Source organism: Ehrlichia minasensis, assembly GCF_004181775.1.
Classification (GTDB): Bacteria; Pseudomonadota; Alphaproteobacteria; order Rickettsiales; family Anaplasmataceae; genus Ehrlichia; species Ehrlichia minasensis.
Map to the genome: position 1 here is coordinate 97048 of NZ_QOHL01000002.1, position 22251 is coordinate 119298.

Below are 22251 nucleotides of genomic sequence, written 5' to 3' on the forward strand. Positions count from 1 at the left end.
TCTATTGAGATTCTAATATTTGGTTTATTCTAACTAAATTATCAAAACAGTAATCTGGCTTAAAATATAATCTAGGTATATACCTAAGATCTACATAAGAAAATATTGCCTTTCTAATAAAATAAGATGAGTCATTTAATTCTTTAATAATCGCTTCTTTATCTGTACAGTCTTGAGAAATTATAATAAAAACATTGGCATTTCTTATATCATTGCTTACTTCTACTTTAGATATAGTTATTAAATGACTATTAGCTAAACAAATATCTTGCATTAAAACTTTAGATATTGCCCTATTCAACACTGAAGCAACTTTTAAATTTCTAAAATTCTCAGATTTATAAATCATTTAATTACTCTAATTTCTTCAATTACTTCTAATACATTAATTATATCACTCTCCGGATACACTTCTTTTGAATAATCTAACAAAATACCACATTCAAATCCAGATGCAACTTCTTTCACATCATCTTTAAAACGACGTAAAACTTTAATCTTTCCTTCATGAATAACATTATTATTACGGCTTAATTTTACTAAAGAACCTTTTTTAACCACCCCACTTGTTACATAACACCCAAGTACACTTCCTGCATTTCCAGAAGAAAATACTTTCCTTATAGCCAAAGTACCTACTTGCACCTCCTGCTGCAATGGCTTTAACATACTACTTAATATTCTTTTTACATCATCTATTATGTCATATATAACAGAGTAGTGATTTATTTCAACACACTTTTGCTTCGCTAATTCTTTTACCTGCGCATCGGTTTTTACATTAAAAGCTAAAATGATAGAATTTGAAGTTTCCGCTAACAACACATCAGATTTTGTAACATTACCTACACCTTTATATAAAATATTTAACTTAATATCTTCATGAGTAATTTTACTTATCGAATAGCATATTGCATCAACAGACCCCATGACATCGCATTTTAAAATCACGTTTAACTCATCAACTATATCACAAGCTAACATGCTACTAGCATCCATTTTTGATTTTGTATTTTCTTCCAAAGATGTATTAAGCAATTCTTGCCTATAATTAATCAATTCACGTGCTTGCTTTTCAGAATCTACAACAATAAAACTACTACCAGAATTAGGTATATTATTTAAACCTAATACTTTCACTGGCATTGATGGAATAGCAATTTTTTCACTTCTTCCATCACTATTAAACATATTACGTACCTTACCATACGAATTATGACCAACAACAATAATATCACCTGCTTTTAAAGTTCCCTTTTGTACTATTAAAGTTGCCATAACTCCACAACTTTTATCAACTTTTGATTCAATCACTACTCCAGAAGCTCTAGTATTATAAACAGCTTTTAACTCTAACAACTCTGCCATTAATAATATACTTGATTTTAATTGATCCAAATTTATCTTTTCTTTAGCAGATACAGGAACAACAATAACATCTCCTCCTAAGCTTTCTGCAACAATCCCATGATTAAGTAAACTATTAGTAATTTTATCAAGATTAGCATCATGTTTATCAATTTTATTAATAGCAACTATCATTGCAACATTAGCTGCTTTTACATGATTAATTGACTCTATTGTCTGAGGCATAATACCATCATCAGCAGCCACAACCAATACCACTATATCAGTAACATTTGTACCACATGCTCTCATAGCAGTAAATGCTTCATGACCTGGAGTATCAATAAAAGTAATCCTCTTATCACAATCAAGTACTATCTGATATGCACCTATATGTTGTGTAATACCTTTAAACTCTTCATCTGCAACATTTGACTCACGTATAGCGTCAAGTAATGAAGTTTTACCATGATCTACATGACCCATAACAGTTACAACTGGTGCTCTAGGAAGTAATTCCTTATCATTACCATCAGAATATAAATCATCTTCTAATTTTCCATCATTTACTAACTTGAAAGTATGATTAAAAGCTTCTACAATAATAGCAGCCTGCTCTGAATCTAAAAAATCATTTGGCTTAATATCACGCCTCCCCATTTGAAATAACATATTCTGTACATCTTTTACTCTTTCAGACATATTACTAGCTAATTCTTGTACAGTAATCTTTTTCGGTATTAGTACCTTACGAGTAATTTTGTTTTTTATAAAATTAACAGCACGATTTTTTCTAGTTTTATGTACTTGGATAACCTGTTTATTATTATCCTCTAATTCTTCTTCTATTACCAATTTCACATGCTTACTGTACATATGATTAGAGACACCTTTTTTCGGATTGCCTTTCTTTTCTTCATGTTCTTTTTCATATTTCTTAAGCTTCTTTTCTTCAACAGCTTTAGACTGCAATAAATCAATTATACTATTATCTACATTTTGATCATCTGTTGGTTCGCTTCTTTCTTCAATTATATCTAAAGGTGCTGAATCAGGTTGGTCTTCTATAACTGACTCTTCTATGACTTCTTCAATTTTTTCACTATGCTCCTCTTCAATAACCGGATCAGTATTGATATTCTCCTCAATATGCAACAACCCTATTGACTCAGCGTTAATAATTTCCTCTTTTTTATCTGCCTGAGCATCACTTACTTCTTCTTTTTTATCATTTATACTAGCATTTTGTAAAGCATTCATACGAGAAATTTGTTCTTGTATTGTCAGAGCATTATTATCTCTATCACTTTGATAAACATTATCATTTTGTAACACTACAGAAGCTTGTTCAATATTATCAATATCTCTTCTTTTTTTACTTTTACGAACCTCTACAGTAGTTATGGATTTTTTTAAAGCAAATTTCATATTCTGTTGTATATTAGAAGATAACTTTAACTTATCACTAAGCTTGAGTGTTGTACGTTCAGTTTTACCAGACATCAATCCACTATCTACAACACCTTTAGACTCATTCATACACAACTACCCAAAAACAAAAGTTACAACCATCCTATTTTTTTACGAGACTCTAATATAACAGAGTCAATTTGATCCTTAGTTAACGCAATATTAGGAACAATATCGAAAAATTCATCTGTACATAATCCAGCAATATCTTCAAGATTTTTAATACCATTCTCAGACAATGCTATAATGTCACTTGGCTTTAAAAATGGTAAAGTAGTAACATCTTTGTCAATTGACAAACTATCCAAAATTTGCTTCATTTCAGCATCTTTACGCGTCAAATAATCAGATGCTCTACTCTTTAATTCTTCTGCTATTTCCTCATTAAACCCATCTATTGCAGAAATATCACTAACAGATGCTTGGTCTATATCCTCAATACTAACAAATCCTTCAGTAAACAATAACTGTCCTATTATTTCCTCAACATCTAATCCTTCAACAAATATTTTTGATCCTGCATTTAATTCTTTTGCTTTTCTAGTAGATTCAGTTTCATCACCTATTACATCTATTTTCCAACCAATCAACTCAGATGCTAACCTAATATTTTGTCCATATCTACCAATTGCTAAACTTAGCTGATTTTCAGGAATGATTAATTCTACTTTTTCTTTATCTTCATCAATAATCACTTTTAAAACTTCTGCTGGAGCTATAGCATTAACTATAAATTTAGCAAGTTCTGGAGAATATAAAATTACATCAATTTTCTCACCATGTAATTCAGAAATAATACTCTGAATCCTTACACCTCTTGCACCAACACACGCACCAACTGGATCAATATTTTTATCTGAAGAAAAAACAGCAACTTTTGATCTAGATCCTGGATCTCTTGCTATTGCCTTAATTGTCACTATCCCATCATATATTTCTGGAATTTCTTGCTTGAACAATTGCTCCATAAACCCTTTATTGATTCTTGAAAGAAATATTTGAGGTCCTGAATTTTCTTTTCTCACATCTTCTATATGAGCTTTTACCCTGTCTCCAACACGAAATACTTCACCTTTTATCAAGTTTGCAGCTGATAAATAACCTTCGTTTCCATTTAAATCTACAATAACATTATTATATTCTATACGTTTAGCAGTACCATAAACAATATCACCTATACGATCTTTAAAATCTTCATATTGTTTTTTACGCTCTTCTGATACAATAATTTGAGCTATCTTTTGCTTTGCAATCTTAGCAGAACTATAATCAAGATCAATAACAGGCAAATGCTCTAGCATTATATCTCCAATTTCAGCATTTTCATCAATTTGCTTAGCTTCTGCCAAAGTAATCAGTTTATATTTGCTTATATCAGAAGAATCTATTTCACTTTCTTTATTTTCAGGAATAACAATTTCACCATTATCACTAATAACTAATACTTGTCTATAAGTCGACACAACACCAGTTTTCCTATCTACTGTAACTTTAATCTTACAATTTCCATACTTACTGCGACTAGTTAATTGAATAGCTTCTTCTATAGCCCTTATTATTATATCCAAATTTAAGCCTTTTTGGTCAGCAATATCCTTAGCCACCCTTATTAATTCTAAGTTATCAAAATTCTGTAGATTAACCATAAAAACCCTTAGCAAAAACTAATGTACAACAAACTAAGATTTAGTGCACCCGATTATTTAAAAATGACACATATCCAGATAAAACCGCGGTAGCAGTTTATATTATAACTGCTAGCCAAGTCAAGTAATTTCTCTTAACAGTAACCCTAATTTCCCTTTATAATTGACTTATTAATTTTATTATATTTCCCAATCATAAGCAACGCAGGAGTGAAAAATAAAGTAATAATAGTAGCTAAAAATAACCCGATAGCTATAGTATAAGATAATTCAAACCATAGTTGACTCGATGGGGAATTATAAATAATTTGCCGATTAATAAAATCAAAATTTATACGCAACATCATAGGCACTAACCCAATAATTCCAGTAACAACTGTCAATAATATTGGTCTTACTCTAGACAAAGATGCCATTATTATAGCATCTTTTTTATCACAAACACTCTCCATATTAATATAAAAAGCATCAAGCAGTAATATATTATTATTTACTATTACACCAGCCAATACAATAATACCTACTCCCCCCATAACCATAGAAAAAACGTGTCCTGTAATGAAAAATCCAAAAAATACACAAGTAGTTGATAGAAAAATTGCTGTGATAATAATTAATGCATCATAAATACTATTAAATTCAGTAATTAGAATCAGCATAATAAGTAATACTACTACAAAAAATACTTTAATTAAAAATCCTTGGGATTCTTCCTGATCTTTTATTTCTCCTTTTATTTCAACCAGCACCTCTGGATCTATATCCTCTTTAAATTTTTGTTTTAAAAAATTTATCATCTTTTCTAACAAATACCCTTGAGATAAATCAGAAGTTATACTTACCGTTCTCATCCCATTAACATGATTTATCCTTCCCTCTTTATATTGAGCTCTATAAACAACAAAATCACTAACAGCAGTATATCCATTGAAGCTACTAACAAACAAATTATTTAAGGTATTTAAATTACGGTATTCTTTAGGAAATCTAACAATAATATCGACTTCATCATCAACATTATCTGGATGATATTTATTTAATAATATTCCTCCAGCTATCATTTTTATAAATCTATTAATCATAGAAGTATCAACACCAGATTTTATTGCCTTATATTTATCAACATCAACTTTCCATTCTATTTCTAAAGATGATCTATTATCTGTAACATTCTCAAATCCTAAAGAATTATTCATAATAGACATTATTTTATTTGCCACATCATTAACCTTAGCAACATTGTAAGAACTAATATCAATACGTATTGGTTTACCAGTAACTGGCTTCATTTTGTCTTCTGCAATATTTACAATAATACCTTTAATATCTTGTAATTTATTCTTTATCTCAGTCAATATTGCTTCAGATTTCCTACGCACAGACCACCTTTTTAACTCTACCTGAATTTCACCAATAATATCATCTACATCTAGTGAATACTCAAACAAACCAGCCTTTGCATAAATAAATTTTATTCCACTTACATTACAAATTCTCTTTTCAATTTCTTTTAAGATATTATCCCTCTCATTAACAGATAAATTATTACTTGATCTTATCGTCATAAGTACCCTTTCTGAGTCAATATTCGGAAAAAATTCTATACCCGGACCAACTATAAAATATCCTAAAGTAGAAACAAACAATATACTAACCACTATACAAATAAATTTTCTAGGATGAACAAGTATATACTTTAAAATCTGACTATAACCTCCCGTAAAACTGCCTAATTTTATAAAATCACCAGTACTTATCGCTACAATCTTTGCTATACTTTTTTTATCAGTAACGGATGGCGTTCCTATAATAGATCCCAAAACTGGAATAAAAATCAATGCCATAATCCATGAACCACTTAAAGTTGTAATTAATGCAACTGGAATATATTTCATAAATTCACCAGTAGTTCCAGGCCAAAATAACAATGGAATATATACCACCAATTTTGTTAAAGTAGCTGATGCAACAGGCCAAAACATATCATATGCAGCTTGCTTAAATGCTTCAGTTTTACTCAATCCATTAATCATTTTTCTATCAGCATATTCTGTAACAACTATTGCATCATCAACTAGCATACCAACAGCCATAATTAAAGAGAATAAAATTACTATATTTAAAGTATAACCTAGAAAATACATGACGATCATACCAAACAAGAAAGATCCAGGTATAGATATAGCAACTAACAATGCAGTTTTAGTACCCATAAATATCATCATAATGATTACAACAAGTAAAACTGAAATTAAAATAGCATTCTGTAACTCATTTAAAATATTCAGTATCTCTTCTGATTCATCTTGCAAATAAATAATAGATAAATTTTTTGGGAATACATCACTTAAATTACTTATGAGTCCTTTTACCTGAAATATAGTTTCAATAATATTTTTACCTGTTTGCTTTGATATTTCTAAAACTAAACATGGATAATGATTTACTCTAACAAACTCTTTATTATCTTGGTGTACAAGTTTTATATTAGCAATATCACCAACAGTTACCACAGAATACCCATCAGTTTTGATTGGTATATTCATAATATCTTGAACATTTTTTAAAAGACCCGGCAAATGCAAAGTATATTTACCAATTACAGAAGCCAAATTTCCAGCATTTACAAACTGATTATTATTTAATATAGCCATCACTACATCTTGCATTTGTAAATTATAGCTATTAATAACATCAGGAGAAATATTGACCTCAACTATATCCTTACTATTTCCTATAATCTTAACACTTTCTATATTCGACAGACCTTCTAATTTTGACTGTAAATTACGTGCAATCTTAAACAATGTTCTATTAGGTAAATCACCAGTCAAAGCTATACTTAATACTGGAAATAAACTGAAATTTTGTTCACTTACCATAGGAAAAGTTGCTTCTTGAGGCAATTTAGCACGTATTATATCAATTTTTGATCTAACATTTTCCAAAGCTTCCTTATAGTCAAATCCTGCATTGAATTCCAATATCACATTTGCATATCCAGTTTTAGCCACAGAAGTAATTCTACTAATACCTTTAATAGCCTTCACTTCTCGTTCAATAGGATATACTAATAGCTTCTCTACATCTTCGGATGACATACCTTGCAATGTAGTATAAATAGATAAAATAGGTTTTTTAATTTCAGGATTCTTTTCTTTAGGAATGTTAAAATAAGAATAACAACCAAATATCAATATCATCATTAATAGAAATATTGATACCCTATTCCTACGTAAAAACACTTCAGAAATCTTTCTCATTACCTAATAAACTAATCAATTATAACAATACCATGACATACAAAAAACATTGATACAAGTAAACAAAATTATTATTTATCATGCCGTTCAATATATTTACAAGCTAATATTGATGCCTCATACAATAATAACATTGGTATTGCCAACCCTATTTGACTCAATACATCAGGTGGTGTAAGTATAGCAGCGAGGATAAAAATAATTACAATTGCAACTCTTCTTTTTTTTGCTAGGCTTTTAGCTGATACTATACCAATTCTAGACATTAATGTTAAAAATATAGGAATTTGAAATGCTACTCCAAATGCAAACATCAGTTGCAACACTAATTCTAAATACTCACTTACTGATGGCATAAATTCTATAGGTACACCCATAGAAGCATCTCTATTTTCAAAAGCAATGAAAAACCTCCAAGCTAAGGGAAATATATAATAGTAAACTATCGCAGCTCCAATTACAAAAAGCACTGGTGTTGATATTAAATATGGTAATAACACCAGTTTTTCCTTTTTGTATAACCCTGGAGCTAAAAACATATAAAATTGCCATGCAAAAACAGGAAAAGAACACAGTAAAGCAGCCATAGTAGCAACCTTCAAATATACAAAAAAAGCTTCTGTTAAATCAGTATATATTAAAGAAAATTCAGAATTAGCACCTTCCAAATCTATTAGAGGAATTAACAGAAAATTATATATTTTTTCAGAAAAAAAATAACACACACCAAACATAATACAAAAAAACACAAAGCAAAAAAATAATCTATATCTTAATTCTTCAAAATGCTTAAAAAACGGCATTTCGCCAGTTGTAGATTTCATAATATAGAATACCTTTTTTATTCATTGATAGTTGACGTTAACATAATTTTCAATTATTGATGTAAACTGCTCAAAAATATTTTTACCTTCTAAAGTACATAACTTTTCACCATCTTGATATACAGCAGCTACAGGTCTTTCACCATAACCAGGCAGACTGATGCCTAAGTTCGCATGTTTACTTTCACCTGGACCATTGACTATACAACCCATAACAGCTACAACCATATCTTTAGCTCTGGGATGAGTGTCTTTCCACACAGACATACGACCTGCTATATAATCATTTACATCTTTTACCAACTGATGAAAATATTTAGGATTAGTCCTATTACAACCTGGACATGAAGTGACTTGTGCACTAAAATTCTTTAATCCTATACTTTGTAAAATTTCTTGACATAATTTCACTTCAGTCACCCTTGACTCACCAGGTTGTTGAGTTAGTGACACACGTATAGTATCACCTATACCATTAAGCAATAAATAAGATATTCCTGCAACACTACTAACTATTCCTTTAATACCAGAACCTGCTTCTGTTAAACCCAAATGTAAAGGATAATTACATACATTTGACAACACTGTATAAACAGGGATTAAATCTTGTATTTTACTAGTTTTGCAAGATATAACTATTTTATTTTTTGAAAGACCAATTTCTTCTGCACGTTTAGCACTTGTCACTGCAGAAATCACCAATGCTTTTTGTAAAACTATATAATCTGGTTTAGGATTGCTAAGCAATGCATTATCATTCATTAATTTTGAAGCTAAATACTTATCTAAACTTCCCCAATTCACACCTATTCTAATAGGTATATCGTATTTTATTGCAAACTCTATAACATCTTCAAAATTTTTATCTCTTTTATTACCAAAACCAATATTTCCTGGATTTATACGTATTTTCCCTAGAGCAGATGCACACTCTGGATATTCCTTTACTAATCTAGCAATTTCATACTGTCCACATCCTATTATCATCTTATCATCAAAACCATTATCTACCAGAACGTCCCTAATATAAGGAATACTTTTTATAGCCTGTTCTGAATTCACTGCAACTCTTACCAGTTCAGATCCAGCTTTTGCCAATTCTAAAACTTCATGCGCATCTTCATCAGCATTTCCAGATCCACCTAATGCCATTGACTGTATTACTATAGGGTTATTACCACCAATTACTACACTACCAACTTTAACCTCATGAGTTAACTTATCTTTTTTTTTTATACAGTCAAACAAATTTTCTTCATTTAGAATACTACTTATAACATCACATTGCATACCACACCGCAATCTTCCACATCAATAGAAGATTATATACACCAAAAGTAAATGTTACTACTTTTAATTTTTATGAAAATTCTCACTATTATTTTCTATAATATTCTGTATCGTCATAGTTATCATCATCATAGTAATAAGTAATAGTATAATCTTCATCATACTCTTTTATTTTTCTAAGATTCTGCAACAATTCTTCTTCCTCTTGAGATAGAACTACTTTATGATCATTATCACCATCCTTAATAACACTACCCTGTTCATCATCCTTAATTATTTTCACATTTTCTTCTTCTTTGATTCGCAAAATAGGAGACTTATCTTGATCATTTTTACTCTCTACTTTCTGTACACCTTTTTTAACATCATACTGTTCATCACTCGATTCCTTCAAAAATGAAAGAAAATGTAAAGGTTTGTGATTACTTTTTTGCTCACCTTCTTCAGGAATATGTTGAGAGGATTCTGCACTATTCTTTGGCTGAGATAATAAAATACCATCATCATTATTAACTTTATTATCTTCTAATTCATCATTGAAATCTTTGTGTTTATCATCTTCTATTTTTGGAAACTTTAATAATGAAAGTAACCCATGTTCTTTCCTATCACTTTGATTATCATTGCTAGAGTCACTAGAATCTTGTAATTCATTCTTATCTTCAACCTTTCCCACTGTAGGCTTAGAATCATCAACTTTCTTACCTTTAGCATCTTGTAACTTACTTTTATCTTCAACTTTTACTACTGGAGGCTTAGAATCATCAACTTTCTTACCTTTAGCATCTTGTAATTCACTTTTATCTTCAACTTTTACTACTGGAGGCTTAGAATCATTAACTTTCTTACCTTTAGCATCTTGTAACTTACTTTTATCCTCAACTTTTACCACTGTAGGCTTAGAATCATCAACTTTCTTACCTTTAGTATCTTGTAACTTACTTTTATCTCCAGTCTTCACTACTGGAGATTTAGAGTCATCAACTTTCTTATCTTTAGTATCCTGTAATTTACCTTTATCTTCAACTTTTTTTACTGGAGGTTTAGAACCACTAACACTAGTGTCTGACACTCCTATTTGCTTCTCATCATGCACTGTATCACGCATATCATTTTCTATAGGAACAACAAACTTAGCACCTTCCACATCAACTAAATTAACTCCATTCCTATCTATCATTAAATCATGATCTTCTCTTTCTAAAAAAATATCATATTCCTCTAATGGATTTGCATTTCTTACTTGAACTTTTCGTCTCAACTTTTTTGTATCAACATGCTTACTATTTTTACTAATACCTGAAGTAGCAGAATCCCTACGCTCCTTATAAATTGAATAAGCACGATAAAATTCTTCATCATTACCAAAAAATTCACCTTCAGGATTATAAATTGGCGAATATTTCCTGCTAAATTGATATTTAACTTTATTTGAACATGAAACAACAAAAGAAAAAACCAATATCAACAGTATATTCAAGATATTACGTCTAAACATCCGACACCTATAAGACATATTCCTTATCCTAACATATTTATACTAAATATACCATGCTAAGTAAACGCATTATTTAACAATATCAAAACAAATATGTCACTGTATTAAAATAATTTATTTTCAATAATTAATATTTTTTTAAAAGTAATTATTATTGATAAACAACATATAGTTAATACACCAGAAACATATATACTACTAAACAAATAAAACAATACACTAATAATACAATGATAGCAAATGTTTTAATATATATTAACATAATTTATCAATGATACTACTTGCTACTCTCCTACTTATTGCATCACAATCAAGAATACTTGCTAAAGAATTAATACGTCCGTAATTAACCAAATTTAATGTTTCGTACACTATATTTACAATATCAAGAAACATTATCTTTTTAGATAAAAAAGCATTAACAGCAATTTCATTCGCAGCATTTAAAATAATACTATTAGCATGAACATTCGATGTTTTTAAAACTTCAAAACCTAATTTTATTCCAGGAAATTTATAAATATCAGGCTTCATAAAAGTCAATTGATTATATAATGCTAAATTCAGTTTTTTACATAAAGCAGCTGATCTATTTGGCCAAGATAATGAATGCATAATCGGAATTTTCATATCTGGTACAGACATGAAAGCAATAGATGTTCCATCTATATAAGATATTATCCCATGTACTACAGATTCATTATGTATTATTACATCCAATTTTTCAGCTTTTATTGAAAATAAATAATATGCTTCTATAATCTCAAGAGATTTATTGATCATAGTTGCACTATCAACAGATATTTTCTTTCCCATTTTCCAAATAGGATGCTTAACTGTATCTTGAACAGTTACATATCGCATTTGTTCATAATTCATCGATAATAAAGGCCCACCAGACGCAGTTAATGTAATTTTTTCTAAATCTTTATGGCCTTTGTCAGCAAGTATTTGGTATATAGCATTATGCTCTGAATCCACAGGAATAATTTTAACACTTTTTTCTCTTGCTAAACTAAGTAATAATGCACCACCACAAACTATACTTTCTTTATTTGCCAGCGCAATAACTTTAACGTTTGAATTTACTAAATAGGTCATCGGTACAAGTGCTGCCATTCCTACAATAGCCATCATTGCATAATCTACATCCAAAGACGTAGCCATAATCATGCCATCATTACCGGCACTCACTTTAATATTTGTATCAATCAATAAATCCTTTAATTCTTGATATAAACTAATATCAGTAATAACAACTCTTTCTGCATTAACCAACTTAGCTTGAAACACTAGCAGTTGAATATTTGACTTAGCAACTAATACTTTTACTTGATACTTATCTAACTCAGAAAATATTATATCAATTATCATTTGGCCAACAGCACCAGTAGAGCCAAATACAGAAACTGTTTTCACATGCTTTAATATTTAATAACTTCAGGTATTATATACCGAAGATTCGGATTATTATCCATTAAAAAAATTAAAATGTAAAAAATAACCTATAATATCTCTTACCTGACTAACAAAAACAAAAAATACAAGATTAACTATTACTGTCAACAATAGAACAAAACACAATTTCTTATTAGCAATTGAGACATTACAAGAATCATCATTCAAATCAAAATACATCACCTTAATAATCTTCAAATAATAATAACATGAAACAGCACTTACAAGAGCAAAAATTACCGCAGTTTTTATGAAACCATTTTCTACTAAACTTGACAGTACATCATATTTAGCAAAAAAGCCTGCCAAAGGTGGTATTCCAGCCATAGATAACATAATTACAGCAATACAAAATGCAATAACTGGAGATTTATTATGCAACCCTTTTAAATTTAACAAATTACAATCATCATCATTATATTGTACTAAAATGCAAAAAAGTCCTATATTCATGATAACATACAATAACAGATACATCATAGCAGCTGCATTACCTACAGTAGTGTTTACAGCTAACGAGACTAACATATATCCAATATGACCAATAGCTGCATATGAAAATAACCTTTTCAAATTAGTCTGCCTCATTGCACCAAATGCTGACACAAATATAGATAACACAGCAACACAAATCATTATCTGTTGCCAATCCTTAGATAAACTTGGTAATACCTCATTCAATATTCTCATCAATAAAAGTATAAAAGTACTTTTTGGAACTATAGAAAAAAATGTTGTCATAATAGTTGAAGTACCTTGATAAACATCAGGTACCCACATATGAAATGGAGACGCTGATAGTTTAAAAAATATACTAATTAAAATAAGTATCACTCCTAAAATTGCACCTAAAGGTATGTTATCATTATTGGAAAAGAAGTTACATATCCCAGAAAATCCAACCTGTGTTGTATAACCATACAACATAGAAATGCCATATAGCATAATACAAGAAGACAATGCACTTAACACAAAATATTTTATGCCTGATTCAGAAGATCTAATTGCACTCTTATCAAAACATGTCAACGCATATAAAGTTATACTTTGTATTTCAAATGACAAATAAAAAGAAAGTAAACTATTTGCAGAAATTAAAGTAATTAATCCAAAAACTGCAAATAAAATCATTATAGAAAATTCATAACAATATTCTTTACCAGAAACTAACAGCATAAATAAAACACTACTGCTAGATAATAAAATTATAACTTTTGCAACAGAAATATATAAATTAGATTTTAAAAGCCCATTAAAAATCAACTGAGGCTCGATCTCTAAATTAATACCAACAATACCAACAGTAATTAATAAACTAATCAGAGACAAAACATGTATAACTTTTTTATTCAGTACAATCCCTAACAATAAGAACACTAATGATGAACTCACTAAGAAAATTTCTGGTATTATATAGACAAAATTATTCCAACACATAATAATCTCAAATGCTGCTAAAGTATAAAGTTTTTTAAATACAGCTGCTCCACTAATGGAGTTAAGCATTTTAGCAAGATATAATAAGGATATAATCCAAATAATAATATAAAAGTAGCTAAAGTTGCTAAAATAAATAACTCACTTTTACTAAGATTACAATCTATTAAATCACAATTTGGTGCGCCCCAGATTATTTTCTTGCATAAAAATAACATATATAAAGCACCTAATATCACACCAAGAGCAATCAAAACTGAAAATAACTTAGAGTAATGAAAAACTCCTAATATAGATAAAAATTCTCCTATAAAACCTGAAGTACCAGGTAAAGCAATTGAAGCCATTGAAAAAAATATAAACATAATAGAAAATTTAGGCATTATTTTTGCTAATCCACTATACTTGGATATCTCCAAAGTATGAGTCCTATTATAAAGTATACCAACACAGGTAAACAATGCTGCTGATATGAGACCATGGCTAATCATTTGAAATACAGCACCAGATACACCATATTCATTGAAAGAAAATATTCCTGCGGTAACAAATCCCATATGAGCTATAGAGGAATATGCTATTAACTTTTTAATATTACTCTGAACAAAAGATATTAATGATGCATAAATTACAGCTATAATACTCAATACTATAACGAAATTTGCAAAATATACACTAGCTTCTGGCAGCATAGGTATAGAAAATCTTAATAATGCATATGTACCAATTTTAATCAGTATACCAGCTAATAAAACAGACCCTACTGTAGGAGCTTGAACATGAGCATCTGGCAACCAAGTATGAAAAGGTACAACAGGTATTTTTATTGCAAACGAAATAAAAAATGCAATCCAAACCCATTTTTGTGCAGTCAGATTTAAATAACTTGATAAAATATAAGTCAATTTTTCTATATCACTTACCCCACCAGAAAAGAAGTATACATATAATACTGCTACCAGAAATAACAAAGAACCAGCTAAAGTATACAAAAATAATTTAAATGTAGCATATACTCTATCTTCATGTCCCCACATTCCTATAATAAAAAACATTGGGATTAAAACTGCTTCAAAAAATATATAAAACATTATTATATCAAGTGAAGTAAATACCCCTATCGTTAATCCTTCTAGTAATAATAATAAAGCAAGAAATACTCGTAAGTTACTTGACTTCATATTATATAAAGCAAAAATAACAGATAATAAAAATAAAAAAGTTGTTAATAATAGAAGTGGTAAAGATAAGCCATCTATACCGACTGCAAAACCTTGCGCTAAACGATATACAAACTGAAAACCCTTAAATAGATAATCAAATTTTACAGCTATAACAATATTTATAATGAATACAGCACTAGAACACACTAAAGAAACTAACTTTATGAATAAAGAATCTGCCTTAAAATTACTAGCTGCTAATAAGCATGACCCTAATATTGGCAAGAAAACCATAAAAAATAGCATAATCTTTAAAATCTTATATTATTATAAATCAACCACATGATAATACTTATCAACCCTAGTAGCATAACAAATGCATAATCAAAAATAAACCCAGTTTGTATTTTAATACTACCTTTTGAGCAGGAATCTACTAATCTACTAATACCACCTAACCCAAAATTATCAATTATTTTTTTATCAATTACTTTAGAAAATAAATTAGCTATACACTTAATAGGTACTACAAATACAACATTATATAATTCATCAAAATACCATTTATTATATAAGAATTTTAACAGCTTATTAAAACGCAAATCACCAAAGTAACTGTAAAAATATCTTGAATAAGCACATATTATTCCAAGTATACTTAGAAGCAATGGCAATAATTTTACAAATAAAACAACTTCCTCATGTTCATGGATTATTATACTACCATTCCAGAATGCAGGATCATTAATTAACAATAAATTCTGCCCCCACATACCAGCAAAAACAGAACCTATAGCTAATATTAATAAAGGTAGAAGCATTATCTTGCCTGATTCATGTATTGACTCTCTTTTTGAATTAATTCTATGAAAAACTAATATAATTAACCTCCAAGAATAAAATGAAGTCAAAAATGCAACCAAATTACATACTATAAAAGAAATAGTATTAACATGATAGCTACTTTCAATAATTAAATCTTTTGAATAAAAGCCAGCAAAAGGGAAAATACCTGCTAAAGCTAAAGAACCTATCCAAGTCAGTACATATGTAAATGGTATTTGACGCCAAGAAGCATTTATTTTATGAATATTTTGTTCATGTGTAGAATGAATTATATTACCAGCACACAAAAATAACAAAGCTTTAAAAAAAGCATGAGTCATCAAATGAAATACAGCTACATCATATACTGATAAACCACATGCAATAAACATATACCCCAATTGACTACAAGTAGAATATGCTATTATCTTTTTCACATCATCTTGTACAATAGCAACAGTTGCTGCAAAAAAACAAGTACATGTGCCAACAGTCAGAATAACATTACGTGCTAATTCTGATACTTCAAACAATGGAGAACATCTAGCAACAAGGAATACTCCTGCTGTTACCATAGTTGCAGCATGAATCAACGCAGAAGCAGGGGTAGGTCCTTCCATTGCATCAGGTAACCATGTATGCAAGCCAATCTGTGCAGATTTACCCATACAACCAATAAAAAGCAATAGACATATTACGTCTACATAAGGCATCTGGTAGCCAAGAAAATTCATCTTTCCTTCAACATACACTGAATCAAGCATTCCAAATATTTTACTGAACTCTAAAGATCCAAATACCCAAAATACTGCTATAATCCCTAATATAAAAAAAAAATCCCCTATCCTATTCATAATAAAAGCTTTCATCGCTGCTTTAGTAGCTGAAGCCTTTTCAAACCAAAAACCAATTAATAAATAAGAACATAGTCCTACACCTTCCCAGCCAAAGAAAAGCTGAACAAAATTATCACTCGTTATCAAAATCAACATAAAAAATGTAAATAATGATAAATAAGATAAAAACCTAGGTGCACCAGCATCATGAGACATATAACCTATTGAATAAAGATGCACTACTGCTGATACTGTATTCACTATTACCAGCATAATTATACTCAATGAGTCTATATATAGTGACCAATTAATTTTTAACTTATATAACTCAATCCATGGAAATAATGTAATAATATAACTGTCTTTAAAATTAAAAAACAAGTACCATGACAACAATGATGCACATACTACTAAACAAGTTATAACTAATTGAGAAGCAAATCTATTATTGATTATCTTACCAAAAATAGCACCTATCAATGGAAAAAAAACACATAATAGCTCAATCTTAACCATAAAACCTGATCCTCAATTAATTGATCATAAATCAATTAAAATAATTAATTATAATTAGTCAACAAATACTCAAGAAAAACTCTTTATTCCTTCATTTTATTAGCTGTTTCAATATCAATATTACCAGAACTTCTAAAATATACTACAATGATGGCTAATCCTACTGCAGATTCTGCAGCAGCAACTGTTAATATAAACATCACAAAGACTTGCCCCAAAATATTGTCAAGGTATACTGAAAAAGCAGTAAAATTAATATTTATAGCTAATAACATTAATTCTATTGATAAAAGAATAGTAATGATGTTTTTACGATTAATAAAAATTCCAGATACACCAATAGTAAATAAAATTGCACCCAAAATAAGAAAATGATTCAAAGTAATACCAGCATCAATTAGAATCTTCATAATTAACTCCCTCTTTTACTTTAACATTTACATATTTTATAGAAGATGGTCTATTGATTTGCATATTTATATTCTGCCTACGCACACTACTGTTTTTAGCACGTAAAGTTAATACTAAAGCTCCAACTATTGATATTAAAAGCAATATACCAGACAAATGAAATATATACATATATTCAGTATATATTAAATTACCAATAGCAATAACATTACTTACATATGGTACAGGTTCCGTTACTAATTCAGCTGTTACAGACTGCTTAATAATAAATACTATATTAACAAATAATATAACACCACAAAGCAACCCTATGGCAAGATATTTCGTAAAACCATTTTTAAATCTAGAATAGTTTATATCCAACATCATAACTACAAACAAAAACAGTACAGCCACAGCACCAACATAAACTATTATAACTAACATTGCTATTAACTCTGCACCTAATAAAATAAATAATGTACTAGATATGAAAAACGTTAAAATTAAAAACAATACAGAGTAAACAGGATTTGATACATAAACTACAGCTACTGCTGACAATACTATTAATGCTGCAAAAAAGTGAAATAAAAAATAAACCATTATTTTTACATCTGTTAATAATTAACAAATTTAACAAGAATTAAACTCAGTATAACTATATAAAATTCCCAAGTAAACTACTAATTCATATATTTCAATAATATAAGTCAACTTATATTAATCATTTATAATTTGCTAAAAATCTGAAAATTATTTATACATACAACCTTAATACGCAAAAACTTTTTTACAAAGTTTACGTAATAAATATAATTTTTATCAATCTGGGTTTTGAAAATCTATTTACACAATACTATATAAACAATTATAATTACAGCATTATGTTAAATATGAGATTTAATTAATTGAAAATATGTGTTTTTAATAGTAAAAAATAATAATATAAGTATAATTTTCTATAAATGCATAACATATTGCTGTGCACCAGTCACAGGATTTACTATTACCTGTTGAAGCTGTGTATCTTTATATACAACATCAAATAACTCTCCTGAATCATTGAAAAAATCAAGCCTATATGTACGAGATGTATCATTATCGGACTTAATATGCATATAATTGCTAAACTCACTAAACAAATTCCTTGTATTTTGTTCAACTGTATTATCATTGTGTACAAAACCACCCGTTATCAATCTTTCATCATCCAGTACTGTACCTCTTTCTATGAAGTCCCCTAATACATTAGATTCTAAACCAAAAATTACAAATACCTTCTCCCCCCCCCCCTAGTCATACCATATAAACAATATATACATACCGGTAAACTTGTACTGCTTATAATACAATATCGTGTAAATGTTGATCCATACAACCGATGTAAAGGTACATTATCACCTGGAGGTGTCACATTCATTGAAAGATCAAGAGTAGGATAGTCTACTTTATATGAATTTTCTGATTTATCATAACTACACACATTTGCAGGATATAATACAGGTACACCCTGCTCAAAAAGTAATATTAATTCCACTATATTTGTATATATTCAACACACACTATATGTAGTGTACCACAACTGTATTGATAGTGTCAATTTTTACCAATATTATTAAGATTTACTTTTTAAGTTTCAAGTAAGACTCATAATATAAACATCATTACCAGCAGTATCTACACTAATTTCACTTAAAGCAGCATTCTTACATTTGTAATCAAAACACTCACCTTTATCATTGAAAAAATCAATACGAAAACTGCGTGTACTTTCTCTATTACCAGCAATCTTAATTTTGTCACAAAACATTTCAAATAAAGCCAAAGAATGCTCTTCGATTGGCCTTTCTACCATCATACCTCCAGCTGATATCAAAGTACCAGGCTGTAATACAAGACCATATTTTATAATATTTCTTAAATCAGAACTTGTAATACAACATACTATATATTGATTCACACCACTTCTATTCCGACCAAATAAAAATAGTATGTCATAGTCAAAAGACACACTAGTCGCTATACAATATCTATCAAATACTGTGTTATATAGATGACGGAATTGAGAATCTGGGTTATCAAGGCCCAATGGTACAGTAAGGTTTAGATTTGGTTCTTCTGATTCATAACGATCTAGCGCTTTATTATACTTACATACATTTTTAGGCACTAGAGTAGGTATATCGTCTTTAAATAAGAATATCAATTGCATATGATTTTCCTTATGTATGACTTTTTTTACAAATGATAAATTATCTTATCACACCGCTATTGACAAAGTCAATTTTTCCCTTTAGAATTTGAGGTTTTACTCTAGTCATGATATATACATACATGTATTAGCACAACTAATCATTACAGGTGTAATTCTTTACTTCAACATACATCTTAATATACGATATTAAACAACTGTTTTCTTTATATTATACATAACATGTAAGATCTGGTTAAAAAATAAATTTAATATTACACTTTAATAAATCAAAATAACCTAAGAGTACTCTATTGTTTAAAATATTATAACATAAAGAGCTTATTTCTCTATACCATTTTACTTATTGCCTATAATATTTATTAAATTTTGATCTATAACTTATAGACCGTAGACTTAAGTTGAGATGTAGAGTAATTTTGGTATTGATAATAGTCATTTTTATAATGCAATTGCTTGTCGATTTAGCATATCTAAACATTTTTTTATTGAACAAAATATGCACAACACTTTGAAGCAAATACTATATGCTAATATTAACTGCATATGATTTTGATTTTTTATATACAAGATTAATATTATAAGTTTACTTTTTATAATTAAGCATTTTACTATCAAAAACTAATTACAAATACATATAACATCTCAGTTTCATCAATTACATGATATACATCATGCACTAAACTGAGACCAACAGCAGAATAGCCCTATCTTAATACATTTAGAAATTTGCAGAATATAGCATATGTTAAAAAAAATTATTCATTACAAATATATAAAATATTGATTTATATTACATCAACACAGTCAACTGCCATAATAATATAAGATAATACCCAGATATCCAATCATTCAAAAAACCTTTTGAAAAAACTATGTACTATTTTCTATTATTCCCACACATTTTATACAAATCTCTGATTACTAATAAATCATTTGTTAAATACTGATTATATAAATTAGAAAATTGAAAATATATCATCAGAACATTGACAGTGTTGTACAAATATTTAAGTACTTACAATACTTACGGATTTTAGACATTAAAATAGGTATACAACTTTAGATAATTACATTAACTGCATGTAATTGTTTTATTTTTAATAAAATATTATTTACTATAGAATTTTTTACAAACTTACTTATGATTAAGAGTTCTATATAAATTAAATAATACATACTAACCCAGATACATAACATATTTACTCTCACCAGTCACAAGATTTACATTAACCTCACTTAACTTTGTATCTTGAAAAATAGTATGAAATAATTCACTTTCATATTATAAAAACTCAGCAAATATGTACGAGAAACTTGTTTCTTGAAATTTAATTTTATACTACTCTTTAACATATTTAAATAATGCAATAGTATGTTCTTTTATGATACCATATACATTAATTCCTTCACATGCTACAAACACATCATCACTCAACGTGACACCATTTTTTCTAAATTATGCAATGAATTCTGTGTAAATATATAAACAGATATTGTTTATTTTCATTTCTACTAATACCAAATAAACAGTATATACTAAGCTTAAGCTTGTACTGCTTATGATACAGTATACTAACTTTGTTTGATACAATCCATATAATAAAGGCTGTAAACACTATTTGAATGTGGCGTAGTAATATTGCTGTTTATCTCTTCATCATTACTATATAAGTAGACAACAACTTATTATATTTACACAGCATTTTAGGAACCAAAGTAGTGGCACCGCATACAAATAACAATCTCAGCATAAGTTACATCTTATTCGCACTACCTCAAATTTTTACAAAATCAATTTTTACTATTAGCATTGATCGAAAGAATGATTATTTGAGTTTGCACAACTACAGTATACAAATTAATCTTACTAAAACTTATACTTAACACATATAATGAAATAATTCCTTTTTCATACTGTAAAACTCAATAAAATCTTTTTTTTTTTTTTTTTTTTTTTTTTTTTTTTTTTTTTTTTTTTTTTAAAATTTTTTTATATTTTTTAAAAAAAAAAAAAAATTTTTTTAATAATTATTTTTTAAAATTTTTTTAAAAAATTTAAAAAAAATAAAA

The 22251-nt window shown here is 28.6% G+C and carries 16 protein-coding genes; all 16 read right to left on the minus strand.

What is annotated here, in order from left to right:
• Position 1: 1 nt before the first annotated feature.
• A complete protein-coding gene (rbfA, locus tag DRF75_RS01075) occupies positions 2-349 on the minus strand; it encodes a 30S ribosome-binding factor RbfA (protein WP_045171576.1) in 348 nt (115 codons plus the stop codon).
• The gene (gene infB, locus DRF75_RS01080) at positions 346-2886 is read right to left on the minus strand and encodes a translation initiation factor IF-2 (RefSeq protein WP_045171577.1); all 2541 of its coding nucleotides are present in this window, start codon (positions 2884-2886) and stop codon (positions 346-348) included. The genes rbfA and infB overlap by 4 nt, the downstream gene beginning before the upstream one ends.
• 23 nt (positions 2887-2909) lie before the next feature.
• The gene (gene nusA / locus DRF75_RS01085) at positions 2910-4463 is read right to left on the minus strand and encodes a transcription termination factor NusA (RefSeq protein ID WP_045171578.1); all 1554 of its coding nucleotides are present in this window, start codon (positions 4461-4463) and stop codon (positions 2910-2912) included.
• Between the two features lie 146 nt (positions 4464-4609).
• Positions 4610-7726, minus strand: a complete 3117-nt coding sequence (locus tag DRF75_RS01090) for an efflux RND transporter permease subunit (RefSeq protein WP_129992516.1) — start codon at positions 7724-7726, stop codon at positions 4610-4612.
• A gap of 71 nt (positions 7727-7797) precedes the next feature.
• A complete protein-coding gene (gene tatC, locus DRF75_RS01095; protein ID WP_045171580.1) occupies positions 7798-8550 on the minus strand; it encodes a twin-arginine translocase subunit TatC in 753 nt (250 codons plus the stop codon).
• A gap of 21 nt (positions 8551-8571) precedes the next feature.
• On the minus strand, positions 8572-9840 hold the full coding sequence (gene ispG, locus DRF75_RS01100) for a flavodoxin-dependent (E)-4-hydroxy-3-methylbut-2-enyl-diphosphate synthase (RefSeq protein WP_052453686.1): 1269 nt from the start codon (positions 9838-9840) through the stop codon (positions 8572-8574).
• An 88-nt stretch (positions 9841-9928) separates the two neighbouring features.
• Positions 9929-11338: a TRP75-related protein gene (locus tag DRF75_RS01105; RefSeq protein WP_129992519.1), complete on the minus strand. Its 1410-nt coding sequence runs from the start codon at positions 11336-11338 to the stop codon at positions 9929-9931.
• A gap of 255 nt (positions 11339-11593) precedes the next feature.
• Positions 11594-12757: a 1-deoxy-D-xylulose-5-phosphate reductoisomerase gene (gene dxr, locus DRF75_RS01110; RefSeq protein WP_045171373.1), complete on the minus strand. Its 1164-nt coding sequence runs from the start codon at positions 12755-12757 to the stop codon at positions 11594-11596.
• Positions 12758-12808: 51 nt separating this feature from the next.
• Positions 12809-14233, minus strand: a complete 1425-nt coding sequence (locus DRF75_RS01115; RefSeq protein WP_129992520.1) for an NADH-quinone oxidoreductase subunit N — start codon at positions 14231-14233, stop codon at positions 12809-12811.
• A 17-nt stretch (positions 14234-14250) separates the two neighbouring features.
• Positions 14251-15702: a complex I subunit 4 family protein gene (locus tag DRF75_RS01120; RefSeq protein WP_045171374.1), complete on the minus strand. Its 1452-nt coding sequence runs from the start codon at positions 15700-15702 to the stop codon at positions 14251-14253.
• Between the two features lie 5 nt (positions 15703-15707).
• Positions 15708-17573 carry an NADH-quinone oxidoreductase subunit L gene (gene nuoL, locus DRF75_RS01125; protein WP_045171376.1) on the minus strand — a complete coding sequence of 622 codons (1866 nt, stop codon included), beginning with the start codon at positions 17571-17573 and terminating at the stop codon, positions 15708-15710.
• Between the two features lie 83 nt (positions 17574-17656).
• Positions 17657-17983 carry an NADH-quinone oxidoreductase subunit NuoK gene (nuoK, locus tag DRF75_RS01130; RefSeq protein WP_045171377.1) on the minus strand — a complete coding sequence of 109 codons (327 nt, stop codon included), beginning with the start codon at positions 17981-17983 and terminating at the stop codon, positions 17657-17659.
• A complete protein-coding gene (locus DRF75_RS01135) occupies positions 17967-18569 on the minus strand; it encodes an NADH-quinone oxidoreductase subunit J (protein ID WP_045171378.1) in 603 nt (200 codons plus the stop codon). Before DRF75_RS01135 ends, nuoK begins: the two co-directional genes overlap by 17 nt.
• A 356-nt stretch (positions 18570-18925) precedes the next feature.
• Positions 18926-19084: a hypothetical protein gene (locus tag DRF75_RS05015; protein ID WP_165375552.1), complete on the minus strand. Its 159-nt coding sequence runs from the start codon at positions 19082-19084 to the stop codon at positions 18926-18928.
• Positions 19085-19233: 149 nt separating this feature from the next.
• Positions 19234-19503: a hypothetical protein gene (locus DRF75_RS01140; protein ID WP_129992517.1), complete on the minus strand. Its 270-nt coding sequence runs from the start codon at positions 19501-19503 to the stop codon at positions 19234-19236.
• A gap of 99 nt (positions 19504-19602) precedes the next feature.
• Complete coding sequence (locus DRF75_RS01145) at positions 19603-20178, minus strand: hypothetical protein (protein WP_129992518.1); 576 nt, start codon at positions 20176-20178, stop codon at positions 19603-19605.
• Positions 20179-22251: the final 2073 nt, after the last annotated feature.

What these genes read in the sequence shown, in the direction of transcription:
- nusA (WP_045171578.1), bottom strand. Translation starts at nt 4,463, where the DNA reads ATGGTTAATCTACAGAATTTTGATAACTTAGAATTAATAAGGGTGGCT.
- nuoK (WP_045171377.1), bottom strand. Translation starts at nt 17,983, where the DNA reads ATGAAGATTCTAATTGATGCTGGTATTACTTTGAATCATTTTCTTATT.
- rbfA (WP_045171576.1), bottom strand. Translation starts at nt 349, where the DNA reads ATGATTTATAAATCTGAGAATTTTAGAAATTTAAAAGTTGCTTCAGTG.
- infB (WP_045171577.1), bottom strand. Translation starts at nt 2,886, where the DNA reads ATGAATGAGTCTAAAGGTGTTGTAGATAGTGGATTGATGTCTGGTAAA.
- DRF75_RS01135 (WP_045171378.1), bottom strand. Translation starts at nt 18,569, where the DNA reads ATGGTTTATTTTTTATTTCACTTTTTTGCAGCATTAATAGTATTGTCA.
- DRF75_RS01090 (WP_129992516.1), bottom strand. Translation starts at nt 7,726, where the DNA reads ATGAGAAAGATTTCTGAAGTGTTTTTACGTAGGAATAGGGTATCAATA.
- ispG (WP_052453686.1), bottom strand. Translation starts at nt 9,840, where the DNA reads ATGCAATGTGATGTTATAAGTAGTATTCTAAATGAAGAAAATTTGTTT.
- DRF75_RS01115 (WP_129992520.1), bottom strand. Translation starts at nt 14,233, where the DNA reads ATGTGTTGGAATAATTTTGTCTATATAATACCAGAAATTTTCTTAGTG.
- nuoL (WP_045171376.1), bottom strand. Translation starts at nt 17,573, where the DNA reads ATGGTTAAGATTGAGCTATTATGTGTTTTTTTTCCATTGATAGGTGCT.
- DRF75_RS05015 (WP_165375552.1), bottom strand. Translation starts at nt 19,084, where the DNA reads ATGCATATTAAGTCCGATAATGATACATCTCGTACATATAGGCTTGAT.
- DRF75_RS01120 (WP_045171374.1), bottom strand. Translation starts at nt 15,702, where the DNA reads ATGCTATTTTTTATGGTTTTCTTGCCAATATTAGGGTCATGCTTATTA.
- DRF75_RS01105 (WP_129992519.1), bottom strand. Translation starts at nt 11,338, where the DNA reads ATGTTTAGACGTAATATCTTGAATATACTGTTGATATTGGTTTTTTCT.
- tatC (WP_045171580.1), bottom strand. Translation starts at nt 8,550, where the DNA reads ATGAAATCTACAACTGGCGAAATGCCGTTTTTTAAGCATTTTGAAGAA.
- DRF75_RS01145 (WP_129992518.1), bottom strand. Translation starts at nt 20,178, where the DNA reads ATGCAATTGATATTCTTATTTAAAGACGATATACCTACTCTAGTGCCT.